The 26135-nt window shown below is 33.6% G+C and carries 22 protein-coding genes; 12 read left to right on the forward strand and 10 right to left on the reverse strand.

All coding sequences use genetic code 11. The features are described from left to right. Nucleotides 1-86 precede the first annotated feature (86 nt). Nucleotides 87-1433, reverse strand: coding sequence for an MATE family efflux transporter (locus ACFOZZ_RS07770; RefSeq protein WP_278780671.1), 1347 nt, complete (start codon nucleotides 1431-1433; stop codon nucleotides 87-89). Between the two features lie 142 nt (nucleotides 1434-1575). On the opposite strand from ACFOZZ_RS07770, the gene ACFOZZ_RS07775 reads away from it, so the two are divergent. After that, nucleotides 1576-2673, forward strand: coding sequence for an alanyl-tRNA editing protein (locus tag ACFOZZ_RS07775; RefSeq protein ID WP_376815025.1), 1098 nt, complete (start codon nucleotides 1576-1578; stop codon nucleotides 2671-2673). On the opposite strand, the gene ACFOZZ_RS07780 is transcribed toward ACFOZZ_RS07775, so the two are convergent. Genes ACFOZZ_RS07780 through ACFOZZ_RS07790 form a run of 3 tightly spaced genes read right to left on the reverse strand, consistent with a single transcriptional unit; the run spans nucleotide 2670 to nucleotide 4892 of the window. Next, entirely contained in the window at nucleotides 2670-3536 is an 867-nt protein-coding gene (locus tag ACFOZZ_RS07780) for an NAD(P)-dependent oxidoreductase (RefSeq protein WP_376815026.1), read from the reverse strand. The two genes, ACFOZZ_RS07775 and ACFOZZ_RS07780, sit on opposite strands and share 4 nt — an antisense overlap. Next, on the reverse strand, nucleotides 3533-4096 hold the full coding sequence (locus ACFOZZ_RS07785; protein ID WP_376815027.1) for a pyridoxamine 5'-phosphate oxidase family protein: 564 nt from the start codon (nucleotides 4094-4096) through the stop codon (nucleotides 3533-3535). The genes ACFOZZ_RS07780 and ACFOZZ_RS07785 overlap by 4 nt, the downstream gene beginning before the upstream one ends. Further along, nucleotides 4074-4892: an HAD family hydrolase gene (locus ACFOZZ_RS07790; RefSeq protein ID WP_376815028.1), complete on the reverse strand. Its 819-nt coding sequence runs from the start codon at nucleotides 4890-4892 to the stop codon at nucleotides 4074-4076. Before ACFOZZ_RS07790 ends, ACFOZZ_RS07785 begins: the two co-directional genes overlap by 23 nt. Nucleotides 4893-4979: 87 nt before the next feature. Here ACFOZZ_RS07790 and ACFOZZ_RS07795 point away from each other — a divergent pair, with 87 nt between their 5' ends. The 6 genes from ACFOZZ_RS07795 (at nucleotide 4980) to ACFOZZ_RS07820 (ending at nucleotide 16778) form a co-directional block, all read left to right on the forward strand. Further along, nucleotides 4980-5675, forward strand: coding sequence for a GntR family transcriptional regulator (locus ACFOZZ_RS07795; RefSeq protein ID WP_055232463.1), 696 nt, complete (start codon nucleotides 4980-4982; stop codon nucleotides 5673-5675). Nucleotides 5676-5961: 286 nt separating this feature from the next. Next, complete coding sequence (locus tag ACFOZZ_RS07800; protein WP_376815029.1) at nucleotides 5962-7245, forward strand: M48 family metalloprotease; 1284 nt, start codon at nucleotides 5962-5964, stop codon at nucleotides 7243-7245. 162 nt (nucleotides 7246-7407) lie between these two features. After that, nucleotides 7408-11919 carry a glutamate synthase large subunit gene (gene gltB / locus ACFOZZ_RS07805; RefSeq protein ID WP_376815030.1) on the forward strand — a complete coding sequence of 1504 codons (4512 nt, stop codon included), beginning with the start codon at nucleotides 7408-7410 and terminating at the stop codon, nucleotides 11917-11919. A gap of 2 nt (nucleotides 11920-11921) precedes the next feature. Beyond that, complete coding sequence (locus ACFOZZ_RS07810) at nucleotides 11922-13400, forward strand: glutamate synthase subunit beta (RefSeq protein ID WP_376815031.1); 1479 nt, start codon at nucleotides 11922-11924, stop codon at nucleotides 13398-13400. A 72-nt stretch (nucleotides 13401-13472) separates the two neighbouring features. Beyond that, nucleotides 13473-16043, forward strand: a complete 2571-nt coding sequence (locus tag ACFOZZ_RS07815) for a DEAD/DEAH box helicase (protein ID WP_376815032.1) — start codon at nucleotides 13473-13475, stop codon at nucleotides 16041-16043. A 3-nt stretch (nucleotides 16044-16046) separates the two neighbouring features. Continuing rightward, nucleotides 16047-16778 carry an SWIM zinc finger family protein gene (locus ACFOZZ_RS07820; RefSeq protein ID WP_278780661.1) on the forward strand — a complete coding sequence of 244 codons (732 nt, stop codon included), beginning with the start codon at nucleotides 16047-16049 and terminating at the stop codon, nucleotides 16776-16778. 36 nt (nucleotides 16779-16814) lie between these two features. Here the strand turns inward: ACFOZZ_RS07820 and ACFOZZ_RS07825 are convergent, their stop codons facing one another. Further along, a complete protein-coding gene (locus ACFOZZ_RS07825; RefSeq protein WP_187114793.1) occupies nucleotides 16815-17039 on the reverse strand; it encodes a hypothetical protein in 225 nt (74 codons plus the stop codon). An 86-nt stretch (nucleotides 17040-17125) separates the two neighbouring features. Between ACFOZZ_RS07825 and ACFOZZ_RS07830 the strand changes: the two genes are divergently transcribed. From ACFOZZ_RS07830 to glgB, 3 genes are all read left to right on the forward strand, one after another. Beyond that, nucleotides 17126-17983 (forward strand): MerR family transcriptional regulator, encoded by an 858-nt coding sequence (locus ACFOZZ_RS07830; protein ID WP_055232476.1) that lies wholly within the window; start codon nucleotides 17126-17128, stop codon nucleotides 17981-17983. 34 nt (nucleotides 17984-18017) lie between these two features. Next, a complete protein-coding gene (locus tag ACFOZZ_RS07835; RefSeq protein WP_055232478.1) occupies nucleotides 18018-19043 on the forward strand; it encodes a dihydrodipicolinate reductase in 1026 nt (341 codons plus the stop codon). 128 nt (nucleotides 19044-19171) lie between these two features. After that, nucleotides 19172-20947 (forward strand): 1,4-alpha-glucan branching protein GlgB, encoded by a 1776-nt coding sequence (glgB, locus tag ACFOZZ_RS07840; protein ID WP_376815033.1) that lies wholly within the window; start codon nucleotides 19172-19174, stop codon nucleotides 20945-20947. Nucleotides 20948-20978: 31 nt separating this feature from the next. Here glgB and ACFOZZ_RS07845 read toward each other — a convergent pair whose 3' ends face one another. From ACFOZZ_RS07845 to ACFOZZ_RS07865, 5 genes are read right to left on the reverse strand one after another with little or no spacing between them, the layout of a single operon-like run. Then, nucleotides 20979-22649 (reverse strand): hypothetical protein, encoded by a 1671-nt coding sequence (locus tag ACFOZZ_RS07845; RefSeq protein ID WP_376815034.1) that lies wholly within the window; start codon nucleotides 22647-22649, stop codon nucleotides 20979-20981. Continuing rightward, nucleotides 22621-23511: an ABC transporter ATP-binding protein gene (locus ACFOZZ_RS07850; protein ID WP_055232483.1), complete on the reverse strand. Its 891-nt coding sequence runs from the start codon at nucleotides 23509-23511 to the stop codon at nucleotides 22621-22623. Before ACFOZZ_RS07850 ends, ACFOZZ_RS07845 begins: the two co-directional genes overlap by 29 nt. After that, on the reverse strand, nucleotides 23504-23884 hold the full coding sequence (locus tag ACFOZZ_RS07855; RefSeq protein WP_055232485.1) for a GntR family transcriptional regulator: 381 nt from the start codon (nucleotides 23882-23884) through the stop codon (nucleotides 23504-23506). Before ACFOZZ_RS07855 ends, ACFOZZ_RS07850 begins: the two co-directional genes overlap by 8 nt. Next, on the reverse strand, nucleotides 23884-24147 hold the full coding sequence (locus ACFOZZ_RS07860) for an RDAC family protein (protein ID WP_376815035.1): 264 nt from the start codon (nucleotides 24145-24147) through the stop codon (nucleotides 23884-23886). The genes ACFOZZ_RS07855 and ACFOZZ_RS07860 overlap by 1 nt, the downstream gene beginning before the upstream one ends. A gap of 8 nt (nucleotides 24148-24155) precedes the next feature. Continuing rightward, nucleotides 24156-24554, reverse strand: coding sequence for a MerR family transcriptional regulator (locus tag ACFOZZ_RS07865; RefSeq protein WP_055232489.1), 399 nt, complete (start codon nucleotides 24552-24554; stop codon nucleotides 24156-24158). Between the two features lie 81 nt (nucleotides 24555-24635). Here ACFOZZ_RS07865 and ACFOZZ_RS07870 point away from each other — a divergent pair, with 81 nt between their 5' ends. Together ACFOZZ_RS07870 and ACFOZZ_RS07875 are read left to right on the forward strand one after the other, a co-directional pair. Continuing rightward, entirely contained in the window at nucleotides 24636-25220 is a 585-nt protein-coding gene (locus ACFOZZ_RS07870) for a histidine phosphatase family protein (RefSeq protein ID WP_278860284.1), read from the forward strand. A 54-nt stretch (nucleotides 25221-25274) separates the two neighbouring features. After that, nucleotides 25275-26054, forward strand: coding sequence for a Cof-type HAD-IIB family hydrolase (locus ACFOZZ_RS07875; RefSeq protein ID WP_278860285.1), 780 nt, complete (start codon nucleotides 25275-25277; stop codon nucleotides 26052-26054). Nucleotides 26055-26135: the final 81 nt, after the last annotated feature.

Genomic DNA, 26135 nt, shown 5'->3' on the forward strand with positions numbered 1-26135 from the left:
TTTCTAAATAGATTATACAATAAACACCAAGAAATACAATACCTATTTAGAAATATTTCTAAATAAGTATTAAAAGAAAAAGAGGTCTAAGCCTCTTTAATAAATGGATCTCTCCAGAATACGATTAATAGATAAATTGTCATAACGACCCAGATGACTGGTTCACAGAAAATGACAGCCATATATTTAAAGACTGGAATAAGTGCGAATACGAAGATAATCTTACCGACTAATTCAATAATACTCGATACAAGTGGTAACATCTTCTGTCCAATACCTTGCAAAGCAAATCTTGTCTGCATTAATACACCTAATACGGCATAGTTAGGGGCTACGATACGTAAATAAAGTGAACCATTGTATAAGACTGTCTTGTCCGTTGTACCAGAAATCCATGTTACAAGTGTAGGGGCACTTAATAATAGAATAACGGTTGCGATTGCGGCTACAACAATATCATAGATATACATCTGTTTCATACCTTTGCGTATGCGTGATACATTTTCTGCGCCTTTGTTTTGAGATACAAATGTACTGGCTGCTTGAGCCATGGCAGTAAATGGCATATTGAAGAACATATAAAGTTTTCTTGCAGCAGTATGACCAGCAATAATCTGTTTGCTTCCTAGACCATTGATACCTGACTGCAAGATAACTGAACCGGCATTAACGATAGCGCTCATAACAGCCATAGAGTATCCCTGACCTAATAGTTCTTTATAAAGAGCTGCATCAAATTTAAAATGTCTCTTTTCTGGTACGAGTAATGGGACATTCTTAAAGATATAAATCAAACAGAATACAACTGATATCCCCTGGGCAATGACTGTCGCAACTGCTGCTCCTCTTACACCCATATGAAGCTGTGTGATAAAGAATAAGTCTAAACCGATATTTAATACTGATGATATGATTAAGAATACTAAAGGCATTAAACTATTCCCTATAGCACGTAATAAACCTGCGCATAGATTATAGGCAAACATAACGACTAAGAATTGGACAATCACAATAATATAGCTATAGGCTTCATTTAGTAAGTCCGGTGATACATTTATCGCAATAAGTAATGGTTTAATTCCAATAGAGGCAATAATAGTAATCACAATAGAAGATATAATACCAATCACAAAACTCGCTGCCACTGATTTCTTTAAGAGTTCTTCATCTCCTGAACCATAGCTTCTTGCAGTGACAATAGATAAACCATTCCCAATACCTAACGCAAAACCTACTAATAAGTCATAGACCGCTGCACATGAACCAATGGCAGAAAGTGATGTCATTCCTAAAGTATTTCCTACAATGGCTGTGTCCATTGTGTTATAGAATTGCTGGAAGATGTTTGATATAAGAATTGGAATCATAAAGATGACTAAACTCTTAAATATTGAACCTTCAAGCATATTGACTGATGTTTTCTTTTTATCCACAATAATTTCTCCCTTCTTTTTCTGTGTTATTCTAACACAAATTAATGTTTATTATTCATAACTCACAGATTATGAAAACACTTTAACACTCGGTAGTACCTCTCGGTCAAGTGTTTATGTTAGAATAATGAAGGTGATATATATGAAAACAATAAAATTATATGATGAAATGCCTTATAGTACAGATTTCAAGGCAACAGTAGTAGAAGTCAATAAGAATGAAATCATTCTTGACCAGACACTTTTCTTTCCTGAGGAAGGTGGTCAGGAATGTGATCTAGGGACTATTAATGATATTCCTGTCAAGGATGTTCAGATTAAGAATGATGTGATTATCCATTATGTTAAGAAACATCACTTCAATGTAGGAGATACAATAGAAGGTCATATTGACTGGAAGAGACGTTATTCTTTTATGCAGAATCATACAGGAGAACATCTTCTTTCTGGTATTGTTCATAGTTTATATGGTTATGATAATGTGAGTTTCCATCTAAACAGTGAAGAAGGACAAGTAGAATATGATGGTGATATTCAGGATATTGATTTAATAGAAGAGAAAGTGAATCAGGCTATCTATGAGAATAAAGAAATTCATTGTTTCTATCCTGATGATTTAGAGAGTATCTCTTATCGTTCTAAGAAAGAGATTGAAGGCAAAGTACGTATTGTAGAGATCAAACATTATGATATATGTGCATGTTGTGCACCCCATGTAAAAAGAACAGGTGAATTAGGAGTATTCAAGATCATCAAAGTGATTCATACAACTCGAGGGACACGTTTTATATTCTTATTTGGGGAACGTGCTTATCATCGTTTCAAGGATGATTTTGATCATCTTGAATCACTTTATCATCTTTTCTCTTCCAACAATCAAACACTTGTAAAACGAGTCAATAAGATGTATGAAGAAAAAACTGCTTTAGAAGTCAAATATGCACAACTAGAGAAAGAACATATGCTTTCTTTATGTGATCATGCTTATTTATTTGTAGAAGACTGTTTACCTATAAATCAAAGAGAAGTAACAAATCACTTAGTTAATCTTTATGGTACAGGTGGTGTATTTGTAGGAAATGATGAAAAAGGCTATCGTTATGTCATAGGTTCTGCGAATAATGCATTGGATATATTAACACAATTAAAAAGCCTTAAAAGCAAAGGTGGAGGATCAAAGGATATGATCCAGGGATTTACCCCCGCTTCTAAGACTGAGTTGCTTAAAGCCCTCTCTTAGGGCTTTTTATAATACTTGATTAAGGCTTGTGTACCTAAGTCACCATAGCCTTCTTTTTCTAATTCCTGATAGTTTTTTAATACTGTTTCTAATACATTAAGTGTAATGTCTGATTCTTTGGCTTCTTCATCAGCTAACTTCATATCTTTAATAAAGTGTTTCATAAAGAATCCTGGCTGATAATCAGCCTTTAAGATCTTAGGCCCAAAAGCATCTAACTGATGACTTCCTGCCGCACCAGTAGACACAGACTTTAATAAAACATCTAAATCCAAACCTTTACTCGATGCATATGTGAGTGCTTCACATACACCAGATAATGCCCCTGCAATCATGATCTGATTAGCCATCTTTGCATGCTGTCCTGAACCACTAGGCCCCTGATAATTAATATTAGTACCCATGGCTTCAAATAAAGGAAGACATGCTTCATAATCTTCTTTGTCTCCTCCTACAAGAATAGAAAGAGTCGCATTCTTTGCGCCTGTATCTCCACCAGTAACTGGTGCATCTAATACATGTAGATTTCTCTTTTTACCTTCTTCATATATTCTTTGATCAAGTGTAGGTGATGTAGTCGTCATATCAATAAGATAAGTCCCTTCCTTTACTGAATCAAGAATATTGTTGTCATTAAAATAAACTTCTTCCACATCCTGTGGAAAACCTACAATAGTCATGACTGCGTCTACATCTTTCACGCAATCATGAATAGTAGAATGAAGTGTCGCACCCTTCTCTACTAAAGATGTCACCTTTTTGGGATGTCTTGCATAAATATGCATTTCATAACCTGCATCCATTAAATGACCTGCCATAGGTAGCCCCATGATACCTAAACCAATAAATCCGATTTTCTTCATCTTATATGTTCCTTTCCTATCATATACTGTATATCTAATTCTAAGATATTCACATTATCTACCATTTGATCAGTAATATCTACCTTCTGCGTAGGACAAAGTGTATGAACGAGTGTTTCTAATACATCTTTCTTTTTTTCTTTATTCCCTACTTCTTCTAATATACCTAACATATATACTGAACGATGATTGTGTGTTGTCTTTTCTTCATTGATACCACAATCTTCTACGACAATATAACTTGCCTGTTTCCCTACACCATTGATCTTATAGCCTGTCTTAGATGTATGGAAATAGAGCTTTCCATTCATATAAATATGATCTAGAGGAATACTATAAGGTATTTCATCAAAGAACGAGAGAACACCATATGATATCCTATTAATTATATTTACTGATTCAATATAGTTTAATAGCTGTTTTGTTTTTCTCATCTTTCCTGGAACTTGAAAAGGAAGTAATGATTCCCAGTCATCACTATAATGCATACAATGATCACCTAATGGCATATCATCCTTCACAATAGTCATTCCATCTTTAAATTTGTATAAGTAATCCATCTTCTTTCTCCATCATCTTCTGTATTGTCTTCATAACCCCATCATGATCATTATCTTCTTGAGTCACAAAACGTGCTTTACTTTGTATAAAGTGGTCTGCATTCTTCATTGCATAACTATAATAAGCATGTGTGAACATCGGTAGATCATTATCAGAATCTCCAAAGACCATTGTTTCTTCTTCTGATATACTTAATGTCTTTTGCAAGAAAACGACACTACCTGCTTTAGATTGTCCCTTCTTATTAATATCAATCCAACAGTCTCCTGATGGTTTCACTTCAAAGCCTTTTATACAAGACAAAGGTCCTTCCAAACAGTTCTTCACTGGATCAATAGGATCACAAACTGTAATCTTGAATATATCATCATCGATATCTTCTATTGTATCTACATAAGTAATACTAAAGTGATTTGTATGCTTACTTATAAGTTCCTTATCTTTATTGAATGCATACATGGCCTTCTTACCACTTAACATTGGAGCCGTGCCTTTAAGCGTAAACACAAAGTTTGTAAGCTTATACACATCTTCCTTATTCATATAATCTGCAAGGAGTGTATCTCCGTTATGTTGTATATAGCCACCATTTTCAGCCATAAGATATATAGTCTTATTACCTTCAAAATACTTCTTCACTTCTCCCATCTGTCTTCCAGACGAAATCGCAAAAATGATATTTCTATCATACAATTCCTTGTATATTTGATTAAAATGTGGAGGTAGCTTCTTCTGATTATCCAACAAAGTACCGTCCATATCACAAATAATCATCTTAATTTGTGTAAAATTCATACTTATTCACCTCAAAATGCATTATATCACTATTTTCATACTAGACCAAAAAGTTAGGTTATGTTAATATGTGGGCGGTGATGAAAAATGTCTAAATATCAAGAAGTAGTGGAAGATATTATCCGCAAAATAGAAAATAATGAATATACTGATAAGCTACCAACAGAAGATCAGTTAATTGAACAGTATCAAGTAAGTAGAAATACAATTAGAAATGCGATTCGTACTTTAAAGAAACAAGGTACTCTATTCTCAATTCAGGGAAGTGGTGTATTTGTACGTCATACAAGAGATGATGATTCTTTATGGATGAATGGTTCATGTGGTATTACTGAGAATGCCCCACGTCATAAGATTACTACTGATGTCAAGGGATTCCATATTATGATGGCTGGAGAAGAACTATCAAAACGCATGCAATGTGAACTCACTACACCTATCTATTATATTGAAAGAATTAGAAAGATGGATGGTGTACCAATGGCTATTGAGTACACATACTACAATAAGGATCTTATTCCTTCACTTGATCGTCGTATTGCGAGTCAGTCAATCTATACTTATATTAAGAATGATTTAAAGTTAAGTATTGGTTTTGCAGATAAGTATTTCCATGTTAAAAAGTTAAGTGCACAGGAAGCCGCTATTCTAGGATTAGAAGAAGGTAGTCCTGCATTAGAAGTAGAAGACTATGTGCATCTTTCTAATGGACAGTTATTTAATGTGTCTCGTATTGTATATAACTATAAGACAACTCATTTCTATGCATCTAATGTAGATTAAGAAAAAAAGAACCTCGCAGGGTTCTTTTTCTTATCTAGAGGCAATATGCAGTGAGGAACAATCCGGATTATATATTCGCAGTATTTAGGAATGACAATAAGTTGATAGGCATTAATTGAGAAATGGTTTTATAATATTTTGTCCTTCTGCACTTTTCAAGCAGTCATTTTTATTTGCGTTCTAGATTCTATGGGTATTATAGTACGTATGCGCTTGCATTTCAATATTAATACCAATGATTTTTATATATTTTTTAATTTTAGTAATGAAATAAGGAGTTTTTTTTATGAAATGGTTGATATTTATCATTATTATGATACAGACAGGATATAGATTTGTATTAGATGGTATAAAGAATAAACAAAGAAAGAAACCATTACCTATTGAAGTAAGTGATATATATGATAAAAAGCGTTATGAATCTTTCTTAAGCTATGAGAAGGATTATGATCATATGAAGTTATGTAATAGGTTATTCACAGTGTTAGTGTATATATTCTATTTATTCTCCCCTTTCTTATCTTATATAGATACACTTCCTTTAAATGTGTATACACGTTTCTTTGTGACAGTGCTTAGTATCTCTTTGATCAATAGAATCGTAAGTGTGTTCTTTGACTATTATGCAACGTTTAAGATAGAAGAAAAGTATGGCAAGAATAAGAAGACAAAAGAAGTGTTTATAAAAGATGAAGTTGTAGAAACAGTTTTAGACTTAGTTCTTTCTTTCATCCTTTATATACCTTGTCTTTATATTCTTGAACATATTGAAAGATGGACAAATCACTTCTCTATTACTTATGCACAATCTTTGGTGTTATGTTTAGGACTTCTAGGTGTTAGTTTTATTCTTTATTTAATTGTCTTAAGTATCAGTTATGTGTATTTAAGAATCCAATATACATTTACTGAATTAGAAGACAATGAACTAAGACACAAGATAGAAGAACTAATGAAGGATTGTCCTAAGAAAGTGAAACATATTAAGGTATACAATGAATCCAAGAAATCCACTGGTAAGAATGCCTTCTTATTAAAGATGTTATGGTATAAGGAATTTGGAATTGCAGATAACTTTCTTGATGAGAACTCTGAAGGAGAACTTCTTGCAGTCCTCTCCCATGAAATAGGACATCTCAAACATAAAAAGAATATCTTTAACTATATGAAATATATTGTATTATGTATTCTATTTATCCTTATAGTCTATATGATTCCTCATGGTGAGTTATGTATAGTCTTGTCAGAAAGAGTATTAGAGAGCTTTGGTCTTATTCATATGAACTATGATGTGATCTTTACATGTTTAGGTGTGATGATTACACCTATTATGTATATATGTTCTTTTTATCTGAATTATGTATCAAGAAAAGAAGAGTATGAAGCAGATGATCAGGCAGTACATAATGGTTATGGAGAAGAATTAATAACTACTTTTAAGCGTATTTCCAGTGATGAACTGATAGATGTCTATCCAGCAGACTTTATTGAATATACCTCTTATGATCATCCAGGTATGTATCATCGTATTAAGCATATACAAGAAGAAATGAGAAATCGAAAGCCGTAAAGGCTTTCTTTTTTATCCTATATTTCGTTTAATATAAGTTATAATGTACATATTTTCGTTTAATCATAAATATATGAAAGTTTTATCACTTTTATAACAATTTTTCTTTACAATGATAAAAATATTTTGTACTATAGGTTCACTTATATAGGAGGTGTGAGCATGAACAAAGGTTTATATGATTCATCTTTTGAACATGATAACTGTGGTATTGGTGCAGTTGTTAATATCAAAGGTGTAAAAACGCATATGACAGTATCAAATGCGTTAAAGATTGTAGAACAGTTAGAGCATAGAGCAGGTAAAGATGCAAAGGGTGAAACAGGGGACGGTGTTGGTATTTTAACTCAGGTCCCTTATACATTCTTTAAGAAGAGTATTAAGGATTTCCAGTTACCTAAGGAAGGTCATTATGGTGTTGGTCAGTTCTTCTTCCCTATGAATGAACTAGAAAGACATCAGGCAATGACTATGTTTGAAAAGATTATTACTAAGGAAGGTATGACTTTCCTTGGATGGAGAAAGGTAGAAACACATAAAGAGGTATTAGGTACTAAAGCGATTGAAGCGATGCCTTATATTATGCAGGGATTCGTAAAGAAACCTGATGATTGTGAAACAGGTCTTCCTTTTGACCGTCTTCTTTATCAAGCAAGAAGAATTTTTGAACAGAGTAATGAAAATACATATGTATGTTCATTATCTAGCCGTACTATTGTATATAAAGGTATGTTCCTTGTAGGACAGCTTAGAAGCTTCTTCCAGGACTTACAGGATGATGATTATAAGAGTGCAATCGCATTAGTGCATTCTCGTTTCTCTACAAATACTAATCCATCATGGCAAAGAGCGCATCCAAACCGCTTTATTGTCCACAATGGTGAAATTAATACAATTAGAGGTAATGCGAACAACATGCTTTCTCGTGAAGAAAACATGAAATGTGATGTATTAGATACAGAAAAGGTATTCCCTGTTGTCGATGTAAATGGTTCAGATTCTGCGATGTTAGATAACACATTAGAATTCTTGGTTATGAGTGGTATGGAACTTCCTCGTGCTGTTATGATGTGTATTCCAGAACCATGGGAAAACAATCCTTCTATGTCTAAAAAGAAGAAGGATTTCTATGCCTATAATGCAACAGTTATGGAACCTTGGGATGGTCCAGCTTCTATTTTATTCTCTGATGGTGAATTAATGGGTGCTGTACTTGATAGAAATGGTTTAAGACCTTCTCGTTATTATATTACTAAAGACTCTTATTTAATCTTGTCTTCTGAAGTAGGTTCTTTAGATGTTCCTACAGAAGATATTGTAGTTAAGGATCGTTTACGTCCTGGTAAGATGCTTCTTGTAGATACTAAGAAGGGTGTTCTTATTAATGATGAAGAGTTAAAGAACTATTATGCACAAAAGGAACCTTATGGTGAATGGCTTGATTCACACCTCACATACTTAAAAGATTTAAAGATTCCTAATGAAAGAGTAGAGATCATCAGTGATGAAAAGCTAGAAACTTTACAGACTGCTTTTGGTTATAAGTATGAAGATATTAAGGATTATATTATTCCAATGGCAATGAATGGTAGTGAACCAATTATTGCAATGGGTAATGATGCACCTCTTGCGGCAATGAGTACTATGCATCAGCCACTCTTTAATTACTTTAAACAGTTATTTGCCCAGGTAACTAACCCTCCTATCGATTCTATTCGTGAAGAGATTGTCACATCTACTTCATTAGATATTGGTACTGAAGGAAATATCTTAAATGATTCACCTGATAACTGTCGTTTATTACATATTCATAACCCTATTCTTACAAATACAGATATTCTTAAGTTAAAACATCTTCATACAGATGATTTTGAAAGTGAAACTATTTCTACACTTTATTATAAGAATACATCACTTAAAAAGGCTTTAGATCACCTCTTTATTGAAGTAGATAAAGCATATCATCGTGGTGCAAATATTATTATTCTTTCAGACCGTGGTGTAGATGATAACCATTGTGCTATTCCTGCATTACTTGCAGTTGCAAGTGTGAACTCTTATTTAGTACGTACTAAGAAGAGAATGAAGATGGCTTTAATTATTGAATCTGGTGAAACAAGAGAAGTGCATCATTTCGCAACACTACTTGGTTATGGTGCAAGTGCTATTAATGCTTATCTTGTTCAGGATACAATTCATCAGGCTGTAGAAGAAGGTTTATTAGAAAAGGATTACTATGCTGCAGTAGAAGATTATAATCATGCAGTACTTTCTGGTATTGTCAAGATTGCGTCTAAGATGGGTATTTCTACTTTACAGTCTTATCGTGGTTCTCAGAACTTTGAAGCCATCGGTATTTCTAAAGAAGTGATTGATACATACTTCCCTCATACAGTAAGTAGAGTAGAAGGTATTACTTTAAAAGATATTGAAGCTGATACAAATGCATTACATAATCAAGCTTTTGATCCTCTTGGATATGATGTGAATCCTACACTTGATTCTGGAGGATTCCATAAAGAAAGAAGTCATAAAGAAAAACATCTTTATAACCCTAAGACTATCCACTTATTACAGCAGGCTAGCCGTTTAGGTGATTATAAGTTATTTAAAGAATTCTCTGAAACTATTACTCAGGAAGAAGAAGGTATTAACTTACGTGGTTTATTAGATTTCGACTTCAGCAAGAGAAAATCTATTCCTTTAGAAGAGGTAGAACCTGTAGAAAACATTGTGAAACGTTTTAAGACAGGTGCTATGAGTTATGGTTCTATTTCTAAAGAAGCCCATGAAACAATGGCTATCGCAATGAATAGATTACATGGTAAGAGTAACTCAGGTGAAGGTGGAGAAGATGCAGAACGTTTTGTGACTCGTCCTAATGGTGATTCTGCATGTTCAGCTATTAAACAGGTAGCCAGTGGTCGTTTTGGTGTAACAAGTGAATACTTATGTTCTGCCAACGAAATTCAGATCAAGATGGCTCAGGGTGCAAAGCCTGGTGAAGGTGGACACTTACCTGCTGGTAAGGTTTATCCTTGGATTGCGAAGACTCGTCATAGTACTCCAGGTGTATCACTTATTTCACCACCTCCTCATCATGATATTTATTCTATTGAAGACTTAGCTCAGTTGATCTATGACTTAAAGAATGCGAATGAAGAAGCACGTATTAGTGTTAAGCTTGTATCTGAAGCAGGTGTTGGTACTGTTGCATCAGGTGTTGCGAAAGCTGGTGCTCAGGTTATTCTTATTTCTGGTTATGATGGTGGTACTGGTGCTGCACCTAGAAACTCAGTTTATAGTGCAGGTCTTCCTTGGGAATTAGGTCTTGCAGAAGCACATCAGACATTAATCATGAATGATTTAAGAGATCGTGTTGTGATTGAAACAGATGGTAAATTATTAACTGGTAGAGATCTTGCGATTGCATGCTTACTTGGTGCAGAAGAATATGGTTTTGCGACAGCACCACTTATTACTATGGGATGCGTTATGATGCGTGTATGTAACTTAGATACATGTCCTGTAGGTGTTGCGACTCAGAACCCTATCTTACGTAAGAGATTTACAGGTAAACCTGAATATGTAGTAAACTTCATGAAGTTTGTTGCTGAAGAAATGCGTGAATATATGGCTCAGCTAGGATTTAGAACAATCGATGAAATGGTTGGTCATACAGACTTATTAAAGAAGAAGGATATTGCGGATCAGTATCATATGGACTTATCTAAGATCTTAGATAGCACATATGCGAATGATGCACATAACTGCTTTAATCCAGCTCATGCATATGACTTCAAATTAAATGAAGTACTTGACACAAAGGTATTATTAAAGGCATTAGAACAGGCATCTCAGTCTCATAAGAAGACAGAAGTTTCTGTAGAAGTGTCTAATACAGACCGTTCATTTGGTACTATTCTTGGCTCTCATATTACTAAGACTTTAGGTAATTTTGTAGAAGATGACTTTATTACAGTGCGTGCGTTTGGTGCTGGTGGTCAGAGTTTTGGTGCCTTTATTCCTAAGGGATTAACTCTTGAGTTAACAGGTGATTCTAATGACTACTTAGGTAAAGGTTTATCAGGTGGTAAGATTATTGTGAAGACACCTCATGAAGCTACATTCAAGGCAGAAGACAATATTATTATTGGTAACGTTGCTTTATATGGTGCAACAAGTGGTGAAGCTTATATCAATGGTGTTGCTGGTGAACGTTTCTGTGTAAGAAACTCTGGTGCTAAGGCTGTTGTAGAAGGTGTCGGTGACCATGCATTAGAATATATGACAGGTGGTTTAGTTGTTATTTTGGGTGAAACAGGTAGAAATGTTGCTGCTGGTATGAGTGGTGGTATTGCGTATATCTATGATCCAAATAATGATTTATATGAAAAATTAAATGGTGCACTTGTAGAATATTCTGAAGTCAATAAGCCATATGATATTAAGACAGTAAGAGAATTAATTGAAAATCATTATAAGTATACTGGTTCAGAGAAAGCCAAGATGTTCTTAGATGATTTCAAGACATATATTGGTAAGTTTAAGAAGATCATTCCACATGATTATAAGAAGATGATGGATCTGATTGCTTATTATCAGTCACAGGGTCTAGATGAAGATCAGGCTAAGGTAGAAGCATTTAATGCCGCTATGAAAGGAGGAAAATAGTCATGGGTAAGAAAACTGGATTTTTAGATTATGCACGTGAGACATCTTATGAGGTTCCTCCTACAGAACGTATTAAGAACTTCGATGAATTCCATATCCCTTTGTCTACTAAAGAACAGCAGAAACAGGGTGCAAGATGTATGGACTGTGGTATTCCGTTTTGTCAGTACGGCCAGAAGATTAAAGGTATGTTTTCTGGCTGTCCTTTAAATAATTTAATTCCTGAATGGAATGATTTGGTATTTAAAGGTAAGTATGAACAGGCTCATAAACGTTTAAAGAAGACAAATAACTTCCCAGAATTCACTTCTAGAGTATGTCCTGCATTATGTGAAAAAGCATGTACATGTTCTTTAGATGGTGAAGCTGTATCAGTCAAAGAGAATGAACATGCGATTATTGAATATGCTTATGAACATCTATTAGAAGAACCAAAACCACCATTAAAGCGTGTAGGTAAAAAGATTGCAGTTATTGGTTCTGGTCCTGCTGGTTTAGCTGCTGCAGATACACTTAATCAACGTGGTTACAATTGTGATGTATATGAAAGAGAAGATCGTTTAGGTGGACTATTAATGTATGGTATTCCTAATATGAAGATTGAGAAGAATATCATTGATCGTCGTATTTATAAGATGACTGCAGAAGGTGTAAAGTTCTTTACAAATAAAGATATTACTACTAAGAAACAGGCAAAAGAATTATTAAGTAAATATGATGCAGTTATTCTTGCAGTAGGTGCTAAGGAACCTAGAGATATTAATGTGCCTGGTAGAGAAGGTAATAATATTCTATTCGCTGTAGACTATTTAACTCAGGTGACTAAATCATTATTAAATAGTGAATTCAAGGATGGACAGTATCCTAATGCGAAAGGTAAGAATGTATTAGTCATCGGTGGTGGTGATACAGGAAATGACTGTGTTGGTACAGCTATTAGACATGGCGCAAAGTCTGTATTACAGCTAGAAATGATGTCTGAACCACCACTTGTTAGAGCGGATTCTAATCCATGGCCAGAATGGCCTTTAGTCAAGAAAACTGATTATGGACAGGAAGAAAACATTGCGGTATTTGGTGAAGATCCTCGTGTTTATAATAGTACAGTAAAAGAATTTATTCTTGATAGTAAAGGAAATGTAAAACAGGCTGTGATTGTAAAACTACAGACTGTAGTAAAAGATGGTCGTCGTTCATTTGAACAGGTACCTGGTAGTGAAAAGACAGTACCTTGTGATCTAGTGCTTATTGCAGCAGGATTTATTGGGGCACAGAAACCAGTCATTAATGCATTTGGTGTAGAATTAGATGGAAGAAATACTGTAAAATGTGATGAAAATGATCATCATACGAATATTAGTAAGTTATATAGTGCAGGTGATGTCCGTAGAGGTCAGTCTTTAGTCGTATGGGCTATTAGAGAAGGCCGTGACGTTGCTAAGCAGGTAGACTTTGATTTAATGGGATATACAGGGTTATAAAACATAAAGGCTGCAACAGTAATTGTTGCAACCTTTTTTTGTATGTTAGAATAAATACAGGAGGTACATTTTATGGATCAACTCAATTTCATATTTACTAAAAATAGTTTTCATGTTGATGAAGTAAAAGATTCAGCATGGGCTGAATTGTTTAAAGAGAATAAGTATGCAGCTCTTTATGAGTTGGGCTTTAAAAATAATTTGAAAGGACTGACTCCTAGTGCTTTTTATTTATACCAATTATCACAGAAGTTTATTGAAGTATTGAGTCGTAGTCCTGAATTAGAAGTTGCAAGAGAAGAGACAATCATAGAATTATCTGATGATGATTTAGATTATCTCATGTCTATGATTCCATTTGCGATTGGTACAGAATATATCAATGAGAGATGGATTAAAAATATTATTAAACATTTAAATGAACAATTTAAAAAGGATATGACATCCTATAAAGGTACAGCACAAATGTATCTTCAAGAAAAGTCTCAGGATTTAAAGGCTGCAAAAAGAATTTATTTTCATTTAGTAGAGAATGAAGAAGATTCTGAGTTTCCTTTCGCATTTCTTGCCACATATGCAACAAAAGATATAGAAAACAGAATAGTACATATGCCTTTAAAACATGCACTTATTGAATACAAGAATGATCAGAAACAATTATTAGATCTATTATCATGTCTCAATGATGTCGCACAGAAAATAGGTTTAATTGCGAAATTCATGGAAACAGGTGATTTGTTTCATCCTATCCGATTAACAAGTCAAGAAGCTTATACTTTACTTAAAAGTGTTCCGGATATTGAAGCATCTGGTATTAAGTGTAGAGTACCAAACTGGTGGAAGAAGAAGTATTCTTCAGTTAAGATTAATGTGAATATTGGAGAAAAGAAGCCTTCTCTATTAGGTTTTGAATCTATTTTATCAGCACAGCCTTCACTCATAGTAAATGGACATGCATTGACTAAAAAAGAAATCAGCGAATTATTAAAGATGGAAGAAGGTCTTGGCTGGTTAAAGGGTCAATGGGTAGAAATCAATCATAATAAGCTCCAACAGCTTCTTGAACAGATGGAAAAATATGATGGAACGATTTCTTTAAAAGATGCTCTCACAAAGACATATATATCTGATGAAGATAATGTGGATGTTGATTTAGGTGTACAGATATCTAATGGTAAGTGGTTAAGAGAAACTCTAGGGCAGTTAAAGGACCCATCAAAGATTAGAAACAAGGCAAAACCTAAGTATTTAAAGGCAACACTTCGTCCTTATCAGAAGAATGGTTATAATTGGCTGAATCAAATGAATGATTTAGGTTTTGGTGCCTGTCTTGCAGATGATATGGGATTAGGTAAGACAATACAGGTTATTTCTTTCTTAGAGAAGATGTATGAGAATAATAAAGAGAGTCATGTGTTATTGATTGTTCCTGCATCTTTGCTTGGTAACTGGTCAAAGGAAATAGATAAATTTGCGCCTCGTATGACATATCATATACTTCATGGTAAAACAAATATTTTAGATGAAGATTGTTTTGCGACTATTACAACATATGGAATGGCTTTGCGTATGGAGTGTCTACAGGAACGTGTATGGGATTGTTTGATTTTAGATGAAGCACAGGCTATAAAGAATCCCGCTACAAAACAGACAAGGGCTATTAAGAAGATTCCAAGTCAAATGCGTATTGCGATGACAGGGACTCCGATTGAAAATGATTTATCTAATTTATGGTCTTTATTTGATTTCTTAAATAAAGGATTATTAGGAAGTGCTACAGATTTTAAGAACTATACAAAAAAAGTACAAGCCTATCCTGAATATATAACTAAACTAAAGATGATGGTTTCCCCTTTTATTTTAAGACGTTTAAAAACAGATAAATCTATTATTTCTGATTTACCTGATAAAATGGAAATTACAGAACATGTAGATCTCTCTAAGAGGCAGATTGTCTTATATCGCAAGGAAGTAGAAAAGGCAGAAGATTTAATACTCGAATCAGAAGGAATGGAACGTAGAGGTATTGTATTAGGTTTACTTACAAGACTTAAACAGATTTGTAATCATCCTGATCAGTTTATTCATGATACCAACTTCAATCCAAAAGATAGTGGTAAGTATGCGATGTTGAAGAAATTATGTGAAACAATCTATGAGAAGAGAGAAAGAGTATTGGTATTTACGCAATATAAGGAAATGTGTGAACCATTATCAGATTATCTAGAATCTATATTCCATAAAAAGGGATATATTATTCATGGTGGTATTCCTGCCAAGAAACGTACAGAGATTGTAGAAAAATTCAATAATGAAGATGAGTATGTCCCTTATATTGTGTTATCACTTAAAGCGGCTGGTACAGGACTTAATCTTACTGCCGCAAATCATGTGATTCATTTTGACCGCTGGTGGAATCCAGCTGTAGAAAATCAAGCAAGTGATAGAGCATATCGTATTGGACAGACAAAAGAAGTCTTTGTGCATAAGCTTGTTTCAAATGGCACAATTGAGGAAAAGATTGACCAGATCATTGAATCAAAACAGGAACTTGCTGAATCTATACTTGCGACTGGACAGGAAAAATGGATTACTGAAATGGATACAAAAGAATTATTGGATTTATTCAGATTGGATGTGTAGCATATGGGAAGATATTGGAAAACAAGTATGCGATATTCACAGATCAGTGTGGGAGAACTACAGAGAAAAGCCCAACAAAGTGTGAATAATGCGAAAAGTAAAGGAAAAGAATTACACCCAATAGTGATTGAAGGTAGACAAATCGCAAAGAGCTGGTGGGGTATTGCCTGGTGTCAGAATATTGAACAATATGCCGATTATTCTAGCCGCCTTACACGTGGAAAAAGATATGTGAAAACAGGTGCTGTTATTGATTTACAGATTGTGAAAGGTAAAGTAAAAGCACGTGTACAAGGTACACGAAGAACACCTTATAAGGTAGAAATTAATATCAGCCCCCTTAAAGAAGATGTATGTGAAGAGATTATAGATCAATGCAGTTCACAGATTCAGAATCTCCAGCAGCTTCTCAATGGAGAATTCCCCGAAGACTTAAAAGATCTATTCTTATCAAAGCATGGTTTGTTTCCTTCTCAAAGAGAAATAAGTTTTAATTGCAGCTGTCCTGACTGGGCTATTATGTGTAAGCATGTCGCTGCAGTACTTTATGGTATAGGTGCTAAATTAGATGAGAATCCATTCTTGTTTTTTGAACTCAGAGGTATTGATGTCAATAAGCTTGTAGATGTGACAATTAAAGACCATGTAGACTCTTTACTAAAACATGCAGATATGCCTGTGACAGATAGAGTTATGGATGATTCGTGTATTGAAACATTATTTGGTTTAAAATAAGTGCTTTAAAAGGTTATTCGGATGACGAATAACCTTTTAATAGTTCCTGAAGAATTGACATTCCTCATCATTACATTGTGTTGCTTCCTTGAGTTTTATATTACAATGAAAGACATGATTGAGAGGTTTATCTCCTACATAGTATCTATACATATGAGGGACATTATGATGAGTCAATACTTGACTCATTGTAAGTGCATCTTCTACTAAGAAGTCCCCTTCTTTGAACTGTTTTCTAATTGTGTCAGTAAGTATAGACAAACCTTAACCACTTCTTTCCCCATTCTAACATTTTTCTTACAAGTTAGTCTTCAAAAAATGGTAGAATTATAGAAAGAGGTGATTGTATGCATGAGGGTTTAATTTCTATTGGGAAGATGGCTAAAATTAATCATGTAAGTATTAATACACTCCGTTTATATGATAAGTGGGGGTTATTGACACCTATCTATATTGATGAAGATACAGGCTATCGTTATTATGATATGAAGCAGAATGCAAGACTTGATCTAATAGGTTATATGAAGGAGTTAGGAATGAACTTGAAGGAAATCAAGGAATTGTTGGACAAAGAAGATCCTACTCTTATAGAAGCGATACTGATTAAGAAACAGCGTTCTACAGAAAAAGAGATGGATGATATTATACGCAAAAGAAATGCAATCAAACGTACAATCTATTCTCTTGAAAGATACCGCAAATCCCCTACACCTGGCACTTTGACAACTGAGTATATTGATGAACGTCATATCTATGCCAAACGAGTGAATAAGAACTTCTATGATTATGATCAGGATGGGTATGAAGTAATACTCAAAGAATTCAAAGATCAATTATTAGAAGAACATCTTCCCCAAATCTATTATTGTAATGTGGGAACTTTTCTTAAAAGAAAGAGATTCCTGAAACAGGAATTTATCACGCATGATATATTTATTTTTGTAGATGAACACTTTCCAAAAAAGGAATCTGTACAGACATTAGAAAGTGGCATGTATGCTTGTATTTATATGGATGATTTTAATAATGAGAAAGAGTATGCAGGAAGATTATTAAAGTATTGTATGGATAATAATTATGAAGTGATTGGTGATTATATATGTGAAGTATTAATAGAACTTACATTCTTCAAAGATAATGAACGTTCTATGTATCTAAGATTACAAGTCCCAATTGCCTACAAAAAGATTGACCCTCATCATTGATGAGGGTTTATCCTTTAGTTAGGAGGTAATTCTTATGGAAAAGATTAAAGTTGTACAGTATGGTTGTGGTAAGATGAGTAAATACATCTTACGCTATTTGTATGAGAAAGGTGCGCAGATTGTAGGAGCCATTGATAATAATCCTGCAATTGTGGGTATGGATGTAGGTGATTATGCAGAACTAGGTATTAAGACTGGAATAAAGATCAGCAGTGATGCCGATGAAGTTTTAGATCATTGTGATGCTGATGTTGCAGTCGTGACATTATTCTCACTTGTGAGTGATTGTTTTGATCATTTTGAAAAGTGCTTAAGTAGAGGTATTAATGTCATCACTACATGTGAAGAAGCAACAGATGCATGGACAACTGATCCAGTGAGAATGAATAAGTTAGATGTTCTTGCGAAAGAAACAGGATGTACATTTGTAGGTAGTGGTATGGAAGATACATTCTGGGTGAACATGGTTGGTTTAGTGGCTGGTTCTTGTCATACTATTACTAAGATTGAAGGGGCAGTTAGTTATAATGTAGAAGAATATGGTTTAGCCCTTGCGAAAGCTCATGGTGTAGGTTTAACACCTGAAGAGTTTGAAGCAACAATTGCCCATCCTGAAGAAATTGAACCATCTTATGTATGGAACTCAAATGAAGCTCTCGCATCTCGTATGGGATGGACTATTAAGTCTCAGACACAAAAATGTGTACCTTATTTCCACGATACTGATTTATATTCTGAAACAATGGGTGCAACAATTCCAAAAGGAAATTGTATTGGTATGGCTGCAGTCGTTACTACAGAAACTTTCCAGGGTCCTATTATTGAAACACAGTGCATTGGTAAGGTCTATGGTCCTGATGATGGTGATATGTGCGATTGGAAGATTACTGGTGAACCAGATACTGAATTCCATGTAGTTAAACCAGCTACAGTAGAACATACATGTGCTACTATAGTAAACAGAATTCCTAGCTTACTTAGAGCACCAGCTGGCGTTGTCACTGTTGATCAGTTAGATACACTAGAATACTTAACATATCCTATGGATTATCACTTATAATCATCACCAAACCCTCCCTTAAGTGGAGGGTTTTTACATGCGTAATTCCAAACAAATCGTTTAAAATGTCAGATGAAATTTTCTTCTATTTATCATACGATTAGAGTAGAGAAATTGGAGGGTAACATATGGATTTTAATAATTTTTATAATGGTCAGGAGTTTGAGACTTATAAGTATCTTGGCGCTTTTGTTCATATGAATGGCGTGACTTTTAGAACATATGCGCCAGCAGCATCTCATGTGGCAGTTATTGGGGAATTTAATGGTTGGCAGGAAACACCTATGAATCGTTGTGGAAATGGTCAGTTCTTTGAAGCAACTATATCAAATGCTAAAGTGGGACAGATGTATAAGTATCGTATTTATAATAATGGGTCTTTTGTAGATCATTGTGATCCTTATATGTATACAAGTGAAGTACGTCCTAATAATGCATCTATTATTTATGATATGAATCAGTATACATTCCATGATGATGCTTGGATGAATCAAAGATTTAGTGAAGATATGCCTATTAATGTGTATGAAATGTATTTTGGTTCTTGGAAGAAACCAGGTGAAAAAGCAGATGACTGGTATACATATCGTGAAATGGCTGATTTAATTATTCCTTATTTAAAAGAGAATCATTATAACTTCTTAGAAATCATGCCTTTAAATGAATATCCTAATGATTTAAGCTGGGGTTATCAGCCTACTGGTTATTTTTCACCTACATCTCGTTATGGTACTCCTGATGATTTGAGATATTTTGTAGAGAAGTGTCATGAAAATAATATTGCTGTTATTCTTGATTTCGTACCTGTCCATTTTGCAATTGATGGATTTGGTTTGAATAACTATGATGGTACACCTCTTTATAATTATCCTAATGATGCAGTAGGTAAGAGTGAATGGGGTACATGTAATTTCCAACATTCTCGTGGAGATGTATGTTCATTCTTGAATTCTTCTGCATATTACTGGTTAAAGGAATATCATATTGATGGCTTAAGACTAGATGCAGTTGGTAATCTTATTTACTGGCAGGGTAATAGTGGTCGTGGAGAAAATAGAGAAGCGATTCGCTTTGTTCAGAACTTTAATAGAGGACTTAAACAGAGAGTTCCTCATACTCTTCTTTTTGCCGAAGATTCATCTTCTTATCAAGGTGTAACACGTCCTGTTGATCAAGGTGGTTTAGGTTTTGATTATAAATGGGATTTAGGTTGGATGAATGATACATTGGATTACTTTATGAAGACTCCAGAAGAAAGACCTTCTTTCTATCATAAGCTTACATTCTCTATGATGTATTTCTATAATGAACATTTTATACTTCCATTCTCACATGATGAAGTGGTGCATGGTAAGAGGACTATTATTGATAAGATGTATGGTGAGTATGAAGAGAAGTTTGCACAGGTGAAGGCACTTTATATGTATATGTTTGCGCATCCTGGTAAGAAACTTAACTTCATGGGTAATGAGATTGCGATGTTTAGAGAATGGGATGAAACAAAGGAACCAGACTGGTTCTTATTGAAGTATCCTATGCATGATTCTTTCCTTCACTTCATGAGAGAATTAAATAACATCTATTTAACACATCCTTCTTTATCACAGTATGACTTTAGTGAAAGAGGATTTAAATGGGTGGATTGTCATCAGGAACAGGATTGTATTTATGTCTTTAAACGTATGAGTGATAAAGAAACAATAGTCGCTTTCTTTAACTTCCATAATGTAGATAAGACATATACTTATAAAGTAGATCAGCCTGAAACATTGACTCTTCTATTAAATTCAGATAATGAATTATATAGTGGAAAATCACATAATCTAGATAAAGAAATTCACATAAAGAATGAAATAGAAATGACATTACCTGCCTACAGTGCACAGTTCTATATTGTAAAGTAAAAAGCGTATCACCTATTGGTGATGCGCCTTTTCACTTAAATATCTTTCTATAATAACCTCTCTTTTTAAAGTATGTCACTGTATTCTCAAAATCCCTATTAATATAGAAAGTGAGTACATAGTCTGCATCATTAATGACTTCAATACTATAATTATAGTTATTAATTGCGTCTGAAATAGTATCCATTGAAAGAGTTTCATAATCCTTTCTTAAGGCATATTTCAAACCTCTAAAGTCATCTTCTTTTAAATGAACTGTATCATCCGTTGTATCATCTGTATAGTTCATAACAGATACTTCAACCCAGTGCATATTTCTAAAAATCTGGTTCATATAAGAGACATTTGTATAAAGAGACTTCATATCATCCTTCACATATTTATCGAAGCAGTCCTGTGAGATGTTGTAGGAACGTGTGAGTGTTTTACCATCTACGAGATGATAAGTAATGCTGAAATAATGAGAAGAATCATTAGAGTTATGTGGTGCTTTTAAGATATCTTTATGTATATCATGAATAATATCAATAGAATCAGAATCATTCAATCTAACATCTTGATTACCTGAATAATCAGAACTGAATGTCACATAAGATACAGTACCTGTTTTTGGAATCTTATTTTCTTCATCTGTGATATCAAAGACAAAGAAGACGCACATGAGTGAGAAAACCACAAGATAGATGATAAACTTCTTAAAGTTCTTCTTATTAAAGACATAAAGTGTCATATCTGCAATCATTCTTGAAATATAGTAACCTATAAATGAAACAATGATACCTATAATCACAAAAGTGATACGCATTGTATGAATAGATGTTTCATTGGATATAAATAAGAATGTCACAAATGAAGAGAGTACAAGAGTCCCTATAATGACAACTATATCTTTTAAACGGTCAAAAACAACAGAAGAACCTATGTATTCTAATTTAACACGTTTATAAATGAGGTAGGCAATAAAGACTAAACTGATGCCTATCGCAATATAAATAGTCAAATAAGCAAGAGTACGTAATGTAAGCCATTTTTCTAGATTTAATGCATAATTAAAGGCAGTAGAATAGTTCTCAAAAGTGACAGAAGGTTCTTCTACACCATAAGTAAAGGCTGATTTAAGAATAGTAAAAAACTGTGAACTAAGCCAAGGTAAACTATTAAAAAATACTCCTAATATACAATGTGTATAGAGATTACCCGTGATAATACCACAGAATTGTGTAATTCCATACGCAAAGAATATGATTGCACTTTGAATCAAAAACCAGCTTAGACAATGGTTGATTGAAAGTTCTCTATAATATAAAGGAATGGTTTTCCCATAGAATATGAGTATCCCTGTTGTAAGAATAAGAGGTACAAACATTAAAATCATCCCTGCAGTAAAAGATGTCCAATAGAGTTCTGATCTTTTAATAGGCATAGAATGAATAATTGTAGAGGCTGTACGGTTATGATAGAAATAGAGTAAAGCCACACTTGTAAGTACCGCAATAGTAGAGATAATAAGATTACCTGTAAAATAAGATCCCTTGAGATATGCTGCATAGTATTGATACCCCTCTGAATTTGCGCCCTGGTAGATAGGATAAAGATATAATAAAACATAGGATACCATCATCCCTAGACCAATGATCCAGAAACGTTTCATGAGGTTTTTAAAGAAGGTTTTATTAAAATATGAGTTTTTGGATATCATCATCTTCTCCTCCTACTTCATACATAAAGAGTTCTTCCAAACTTAAAGGAAGTATATCAAAGATAAGAGGAGATTGATCTCCTATAACCTTTCTAATATTAGAAAGAGAGTCTTCAATAATCAATATTTTTACTGAACCTCTTTCCTCCTGATACACAATATTTAAATCATCTAAATTAACTTCTTTATCTCCAAATGAAACCTGTATTTTATGAATATGCGTTTGAATATATTCTAAATCAAACTCTCTCATAATCTTACCCTTATACAATATACCTACATGATCCACTATTCCTTCTAATTCTTTTAAATTATGAGAAGAAATAAGAACTGTTAGATTCCTTTGGGCAACATCATCAATAATATATTTCCAAACTAATTTTCTTGCGACTGGATCTAATCCATCTATAGGTTCATCTAAAATAAGATATTGAGGCATTGTAGACATAATTAAACAAAAGGATGCTTGTTTTCTCATTCCTTTAGAGAATGTCTGTATCTTCTTTGTAGGATTTAATTTAAATCTTTTGTAGAGTTCTTCAAATCTTTCTTGATTCCATGATGGATAGAGGTCTTTATAGACTTTCGCATTTCTTTCTAAGTTTGTTTCTATGAAATACATCGCATCAGATATATAGCCTATCTTTCTTTTTAATTCTATATTTTCATACACAGGCTGTGATTCTATAAAGATCTTTCCTGCATCTTGTTTTAAGACACCCACTAGATGTCTAATGAGTATTGTTTTACCTACTCCATTAGGACCAATCAAACCATAGATAGACCCTTCTTCTACCTGCATATTGAGATGATCAAGGACAACCTCACCATCAATAACTTTATATAAATCTTTTACTTTAATCATGAGGTCTTCCTTTCATATATTCTAAAATCTTATTATGTATTTCATCTTGAGTCATACCCATATAGATTAATTCTTTATAACCTTCTACAATCACATGAATCGTATCATCGACTTTCTGTTCATCTATCTTTACATGTTTTCTTGATGATACAAAAGTACCTTTATTCGCAATTGTATAGATATAGCCTTCCTGGTCCAATGTCTGAAATGCTTTTTGAACTGTATGAGGATTAATAGTTAATAGTTGAGAGAGTTCTCTTACAGTGGGTAATTGGGTATTTTCTTTTAATGCACCTGTTATAATCTGTTCCTTAATATTATCTACAATCTGTTCATAGACAGATTTATGACTTTGATAGTTTAACTGAAACATCACTTGTCCTCCTTATAAAATGTAGAGATGATACCAAGAGTATAGGGATCTTCCAGACTCGGAACAGCCTTAAACCACTTCTTCTTAAGAAAGTCATTTATGACCTTCATCACATCTTCTAAATCACTTTCTTCTCCCTCACATCTCAAATTAAGACCACAGCTTGCACATCCACCAATAGAATGAACAGAATAATCATAGCCTTTCTTCTTCAATAAATGATTCAATTCTAGAATCATATTAAAATCTACTGTACCTATCATAGTATCACCTAATTCTCCACATGATAAACGTAACTTACATAAGGCTTTCTACCTTCCTGCATATCTCTATAGAGTTCTTTCTTTTGTTCAATATAGTCTAAAGATTCTTGTATTTCTGATAATCTTCTTTCTAGATCTTCTTTTGTCTCATTGAGCATATTTACACGTTCAGGAATAGAAACAGGACCCTGCATACAATAATCAAGATACATGCGCATATCCTTTAAACTCATTCCACATTTCTTTAAACATTGTAAGCCTTTGATCCATTCTATATTATTTTCATCAAAGACACGATAGTTATTCTTATCTCTCTTTACATTAGGAATAAGCCCTTCTTTACAATAATATTTTAATGTTTCATAACTCCATCCAACAATCTGACAAACTTCTTTCATTGTATACATAAAAAATACTCCTTTTTTCTTGCACGGTAGTAACTCCCATGTTTTATAATTTTATTGTACAAATATAAAGGAGGAATTACAATGCAAACACTTTATTTAATGCGTCATGGACAGACTTTATTTAATGCACAACATAAGATTCAGGGATGGTGTGATGCACCTCTTACAGAAATTGGAATTAAGCAGGCAGAAGTGGCTGGAAAATGGTTTGATGACAATCACATTCATATTGATGATGCTTATTGCAGCACAAGTGAAAGAGCAAGTGACACACTTGAAATAGTTACACATCATAATATGCCTTATACACGTTTAAAGGGATTAAAAGAAATGAACTTTGGTGTCTTTGAAGGAAAAGATGAATGTCTTAATCCCCCATTTCCTTATCTCGATTACTTTAAAACTTATGGTGGAGAATCACAGGATGAGGTACAGAAAAGAGTTGTAAAGACAATTACAGAAATCATGGAAAATACAAAAGGTGATAATGTCCTAGTTGTATCTCATGGAGCTGCTTGTGCCAACTTTATTAAAAACTTTGAGGAATATAATGTAGCTCACTATAAGAAAGGTATTAAGAACTGTGCTATCTTTGTATGCACATATGAAGATGGAATCTTCTCTTGTAAAGAAATCATCAATCATGATTTTAGTAGTTTCATGTAAAAGTTCCTTTTTGGAACTTTTTTTAGTATGATAAATAAGACAGGAGGATGAATTATGATAAAAGCAATTTTCTTTGATATTGATGGAACATTACTTTCACATACTACGTATAGTGTTCCAGAATCTACTAAAAAAGCATTAAGACTATTAAAAGAAAAAGGCATACTTACATTTATTGCGACAGGTAGACATTTAAGTGAGATGAGGGATCTTCCTATACAGGATTTAGAATTTGATGCCTGTATCACTTTAAATGGACAGTATTGTTTCAATAAAGATGGAATGATTTATGGACTTCCTATTGAACAAACAGACATCAACAATATCATCAATTATGTGGATACAAATCATATGCCCTGCATATTTGTAGAAGATGAACTCATGTATATCAACTTTAATAATGAAGTTGTAGAAAAAGTACAGAAAGCTATTTCTACACCACTACCAGAATTAGGAGATATTCATAGAGGTTATACACATCCTATTTATCAGGTAATTCCTTATGATACAAATGATGAGAGATTAAAAGAAATTAAGGAACTTATGCCTCATTGCAAGGAGACACAATGGAATCCTCAGGCAGTGGACATCATTCCTGCGACAGGTGGTAAACAGAATGGTATTCATGAAGTATTGAAGTATTATTCTATTGACCAAAGTGAAACGATGTCTTTTGGTGATGGCAAGAATGATATTGATATGTTTGACTATACAGAAATTTCTGTTGCCATGGGTAATGCAGGAGATGATGTTAAAAAAGCTGCAGACTATGTCACAGATGATATCGATGAAGATGGTTTATATAATGCGTTAAAACATTTTGAAATAATTTAAAAGCAGGCACCGCCCAATGTCATTAAGTTAAGAATTGACAGCTATCAAGGCATACAAACAAAATGTATGCCTTTTTTATTT

The organism is Catenibacterium sp. GCM10023432, from assembly GCF_042651925.1.
GTDB classification, from domain to species: domain Bacteria; phylum Bacillota_I; class Bacilli_A; order Erysipelotrichales; family Coprobacillaceae; genus Catenibacterium; species Catenibacterium mitsuoka.

Coding starts and splice junctions, on each gene's coding strand:
- ACFOZZ_RS07795 (WP_055232463.1), top strand. CDS start 4,980: ATGTCTAAATATCAAGAAGTAGTGGAAGATATTATCCGCAAAATAGAA.
- ACFOZZ_RS07785 (WP_376815027.1), bottom strand. CDS start 4,096: ATGGATTACTTATACAAATTTAAAGATGGAATGACTATTGTGAAGGAT.
- ACFOZZ_RS07810 (WP_376815031.1), top strand. CDS start 11,922: ATGGGTAAGAAAACTGGATTTTTAGATTATGCACGTGAGACATCTTAT.
- ACFOZZ_RS07850 (WP_055232483.1), bottom strand. CDS start 23,511: ATGATTAAAGTAAAAGATTTATATAAAGTTATTGATGGTGAGGTTGTC.
- ACFOZZ_RS07800 (WP_376815029.1), top strand. CDS start 5,962: ATGAAATGGTTGATATTTATCATTATTATGATACAGACAGGATATAGA.
- ACFOZZ_RS07830 (WP_055232476.1), top strand. CDS start 17,126: ATGCATGAGGGTTTAATTTCTATTGGGAAGATGGCTAAAATTAATCAT.
- ACFOZZ_RS07775 (WP_376815025.1), top strand. CDS start 1,576: ATGAAAACAATAAAATTATATGATGAAATGCCTTATAGTACAGATTTC.
- ACFOZZ_RS07790 (WP_376815028.1), bottom strand. CDS start 4,892: ATGAATTTTACACAAATTAAGATGATTATTTGTGATATGGACGGTACT.
- ACFOZZ_RS07855 (WP_055232485.1), bottom strand. CDS start 23,884: ATGTTTCAGTTAAACTATCAAAGTCATAAATCTGTCTATGAACAGATT.
- ACFOZZ_RS07860 (WP_376815035.1), bottom strand. CDS start 24,147: ATGATAGGTACAGTAGATTTTAATATGATTCTAGAATTGAATCATTTA.
- ACFOZZ_RS07865 (WP_055232489.1), bottom strand. CDS start 24,554: ATGTATACAATGAAAGAAGTTTGTCAGATTGTTGGATGGAGTTATGAA.
- ACFOZZ_RS07835 (WP_055232478.1), top strand. CDS start 18,018: ATGGAAAAGATTAAAGTTGTACAGTATGGTTGTGGTAAGATGAGTAAA.
- ACFOZZ_RS07845 (WP_376815034.1), bottom strand. CDS start 22,649: ATGATGATATCCAAAAACTCATATTTTAATAAAACCTTCTTTAAAAAC.
- ACFOZZ_RS07780 (WP_376815026.1), bottom strand. CDS start 3,536: ATGAAGAAAATCGGATTTATTGGTTTAGGTATCATGGGGCTACCTATG.
- ACFOZZ_RS07815 (WP_376815032.1), top strand. CDS start 13,473: ATGGATCAACTCAATTTCATATTTACTAAAAATAGTTTTCATGTTGAT.
- gltB (WP_376815030.1), top strand. CDS start 7,408: ATGAACAAAGGTTTATATGATTCATCTTTTGAACATGATAACTGTGGT.
- glgB (WP_376815033.1), top strand. CDS start 19,172: ATGGATTTTAATAATTTTTATAATGGTCAGGAGTTTGAGACTTATAAG.
- ACFOZZ_RS07875 (WP_278860285.1), top strand. CDS start 25,275: ATGATAAAAGCAATTTTCTTTGATATTGATGGAACATTACTTTCACAT.
- ACFOZZ_RS07870 (WP_278860284.1), top strand. CDS start 24,636: ATGCAAACACTTTATTTAATGCGTCATGGACAGACTTTATTTAATGCA.
- ACFOZZ_RS07820 (WP_278780661.1), top strand. CDS start 16,047: ATGGGAAGATATTGGAAAACAAGTATGCGATATTCACAGATCAGTGTG.